Below are 3,649 nucleotides of genomic sequence, written 5' to 3'. Positions count from 1 at the left end.
ACGGTCCTAAGGTAGCGAAATTCCTTGTCGGGTAAGTTCCGACCTGCACGAATGGCGTAACGACTTCCCCGCTGTCTCCAACATCGACTCAGCGAAATTGAATTACCTGTCAAGATGCAGGTTTCCCGCGGTTAGACGGAAAGACCCCGTGCACCTTTACTACAGCTTCGCACTGGCATCAGGATTGTGATGTGCAGGATAGGTGGTAGGCTTTGAAACCGTGACGCCAGTCGCGGTGGAGCCTTCCTTGAGATACCACCCTTCGCACTCTTGATGTCTAACCGCGGTCCGTTATCCGGATCCGGGACCCTGCGTGGCGGGTAGTTTGACTGGGGCGGTCGCCTCCTAAAGCGTAACGGAGGCGCGCGAAGGTTGGCTCAGAGCGGTCGGAAATCGCTCGTTGAGTGCAATGGCAGAAGCCAGCCTGACTGCGAGACTGACAAGTCGAGCAGAGTCGAAAGACGGCCATAGTGATCCGGTGGTCCCGAGTGGAAGGGCCATCGCTCAACGGATAAAAGGTACGCCGGGGATAACAGGCTGATACTGCCCAAGAGTCCATATCGACGGCAGTGTTTGGCACCTCGATGTCGGCTCATCTCATCCTGGGGCTGGAGCAGGTCCCAAGGGTACGGCTGTTCGCCGTTTAAAGAGGTACGTGAGCTGGGTTTAGAACGTCGTGAGACAGTTCGGTCCCTATCTGCCGTGGGTGTAGGATACTTGAGAGGAGTTGCCCCTAGTACGAGAGGACCGGGGTGAACGAACCACTGGTGGACCAGTTGTCGTGCCAACGGCAGTGCTGGGTAGCTATGTTCGGACAGGATAACCGCTGAAGGCATCTAAGCGGGAAGCCCCCCTCAAAACAAGGTATCCCTGAGGACCGTGGTAGACCACCACGTCGATAGGCCGGAGATGTAAGCGCAGCAATGCGTTCAGTTGACCGGTACTAATGGTCCGATAGGCTTGATTTGATCCAGTAGAAGACAGACTTGAACGTCAACTTCGAAAGACAAGCAAAAGCATACACATAACGTGAACAACACTTGGACAACAGGTTGAGGGTTTCTTTGGTTTGGTGGTCATAGCACAAGTGAAACACCCGGTCCCATCCCGAACCCGGCCGTTAAGCACTGTCGCGCCAATGGTACTGCGTCTTAAGGCGTGGGAGAGTAGGTCACTGCCAAACCTAACAAACCCTCAACACCGTATCTCTCTTTCGATTGTCCCCTAATACACACTTAAACCGGGGACACATATTGGCGCGGGATGGAGCAGCCCGGTAGCTCGTCAGGCTCATAACCTGAAGGTCGTAGGTTCAAATCCTACTCCCGCAACCAAAATCTTCCATTAGTTACAACGCGATAGCGCCCCAAGGGGCGCTGTGCGCGTTCCGGCATTTCCCCATGGTGCTACACCAGTGCTACGCTCGGAAGCGGAAAACAGAGCCATTCCGCACCGCATCGCATCTGCAATGCCAGATCAGAACAGATGGATGCTAGTAGGGCGGTCATTCGCTGCCGACGCCAATACAACTCAGATCTGTTTCGGAAGCGGACGTTCATACTGGCTGACCTGCCCCTTTTTTCAGGGCCACTCGTAAATCGAGTTTGCTCTCCATTTGTGTGCCATCATTCGGCGGCGTGAGCAATGGGCGCGGGCGCGGAGCCCTCAGACAGCTCAAGGGTCTGCGCCCATTGCGTTTTGTCGAAGGGTCGCGCTGCCGCGAACTCCACCGGGGTTTGATATTTCAGGCTGCTGTGCGGGCGTTCTGTGTTGTAATCGGCTCTCCAGTCTTCGATGATTTCGCGCGCTTCGCTGATGCTGGTGAACCAGTGCTGGTTCAGACATTCATCCCTGAAGCGCCCATTGAAACTCTCGATGTAGGCATTCTGTGTGGGCTTGCCGGGATCGATGAAATACAATTGCACGCCGTTGTCATCGGTCCAGGCGTCAAGCGCGCGACCTCGCAGTTCCGGGCCGTTATCGACGACCAGAATGTCAGGATATCCGCGTTCGCGTGCGACCCGGTTCAACAGTTCCACGACCCGTTCGCCAGGCAGTGAGAAATCCACCTCGATGGCAGGGCACTCTCGTGTGCAATCATCTTTGAGGTTTGCCGTTCGGAATTTGCGCCCGTTTGCCAGTGCGTCACTTGTGAAATCCAATGACCACCGTTGGTTGGCTGCAATCGGGCACCAGCCGCCCTCACGGCCTTCCTTGGGGATCTTCTTGCGCTTGGTGCGGCGCAGCCAAAGCCGCTCCTCGCGGTAAATGCGTTCGACGACTTTGACGTTCACCTTGAACCCCTCGCGCACCAGCTTGGCATGCAGCATACGATAGCCATACCTCCTGTGCTTGCCTGAAAGCGTGATCAGACGTTCCCGAAGCCGCGCGTGGCGATCCGGGCGTGCCTGATAGCTCAGGCTCGATCTGGATAGCCCGACCAGCCTGCACGCCCGCCTTTGCGTGAATTGGTGTTCAGCCATCAACGTGACCACCGCATCCCGACGGGCGGCAGGCGTCAGGAGTTTTTTGCCAGCAGCCCCTTAAGACCAGCATTATCGAGCATCGCGTCCGCCAGCAGACGCTTCAGCTCCGAGTTCTCGGCCTCCAGGTCCTTCAGGCGGCGCAGGTCATGCCGCCATACTTGGCTTTCCACTTGTACAGCGTCGCATCGGACATCCCATGCTTGCGGCAAAGCTCGGACACTTTGGCACCCGCAGCATACTCCTGCAAAATCCCGACTATCTGTTCCTCTGTGAAACGTGACTTCCGCATTCTTCGTTCTCCTCGTTGCTTTGAACCTTACGAGAACAAACTTTCCTTTTGAATGGCCCGAAATGTTGGGGGCAGGTCACATGGGTTAAAGAACGGTTAAGCCAGCGCGCGTTGGAGGATAAACGTCAAACCAAGCTGGTCAAAGACGCCTGGAACGAGAGCGGCAAGATTTATGGCTACCGCAAAATCTATGACGACCTGATCGACATGGGCGAGGCCGTGTCCGAGAACCGGGTTGCCCGTCTGGCGCGCCTTGCAGGTATTCAGGCGCAGATCGGCTACAAGAAGAAGCCTGGAGTGTACGGCAGTAAGCCATCCGTCGTGGTCGACAACACGCTGGATCGTCAGTTCACGGTCGTTGCGCCAGACAGGGCTTGGGTGACAGACATCACTTACCTGCGCACGCACGAAGGATTTGCGTATCTCTGTGTCGTCATTGATCTGTTCTCAAGGCGTGTCGTGGGTTGGGCCATCCAGTCTCGCCAGACCTCAGAACTGGCGGTGCAGGCTTTGCTCATGGCGATCTGGAGGAGAAAGCCCGGATCGGGCCTGTTGATCCACTCAGATCAAGGCGTCCAATTCACCAGCCGTGAATGGGCTGCCTTCCTGCGAGAACACAATCTGGAACATTCCATGAGCCGTCGCGGCAATTGCCATGACAACGCTGTTGCCGAGAGCTTCTTTCAGCTCCTGAAGCGGGAAAAGGTCAGACGGCGGAAATACCGGACACGCGAGGAAGCCCGGCGAGATGTCTTTGAATACATCGAGCTGTTCTACAACCCAAAGCGAAAGCATACGAATAACGGAATGCTGTCACCCGTTGACTTTGAAAAAAGACAGCTCAAACTGGGAAAGGCAGGTGTCTAGGAAACTA

1 tRNA gene, 2 rRNA genes and 2 pseudogenes are annotated in these 3,649 nt (G+C 55.9%); 4 read left to right on the top strand and 1 reads right to left on the bottom strand.

The window, feature by feature from the left end:
- The 3 genes from ACP15R_RS27355 to ACP15R_RS27345 form a co-directional block, all read left to right on the top strand.
- Window positions 1-968, top strand: a 23S ribosomal RNA gene (locus tag ACP15R_RS27355); the annotation flags it as partial.
- Window positions 969-1,068: 100 nt separating this feature from the next.
- A 5S ribosomal RNA gene (rrf, locus tag ACP15R_RS27350) occupies window positions 1,069-1,183 on the top strand.
- Window positions 1,184-1,257: 74 nt separating this feature from the next.
- Window positions 1,258-1,334: transfer RNA gene (locus ACP15R_RS27345), tRNA-Met, on the top strand.
- Between the two features lie 291 nt (window positions 1,335-1,625).
- Here ACP15R_RS27345 and ACP15R_RS27340 read toward each other — a convergent pair.
- Window positions 1,626-2,775 (bottom strand): annotated as a pseudogene (locus tag ACP15R_RS27340) (IS3 family transposase).
- Between the two features lie 69 nt (window positions 2,776-2,844).
- On the opposite strand from ACP15R_RS27340, the pseudogene ACP15R_RS27335 reads away from it, so the two are divergent.
- Window positions 2,845-3,642: pseudogene (locus tag ACP15R_RS27335) on the top strand (IS3 family transposase); the annotation flags it as partial.
- Window positions 3,643-3,649: the final 7 nt, after the last annotated feature.

The organism is Microbulbifer sp. S227A (genome assembly GCF_049800935.1).
This window is presented reverse-complemented; position numbering and strand designations above follow the sequence as displayed.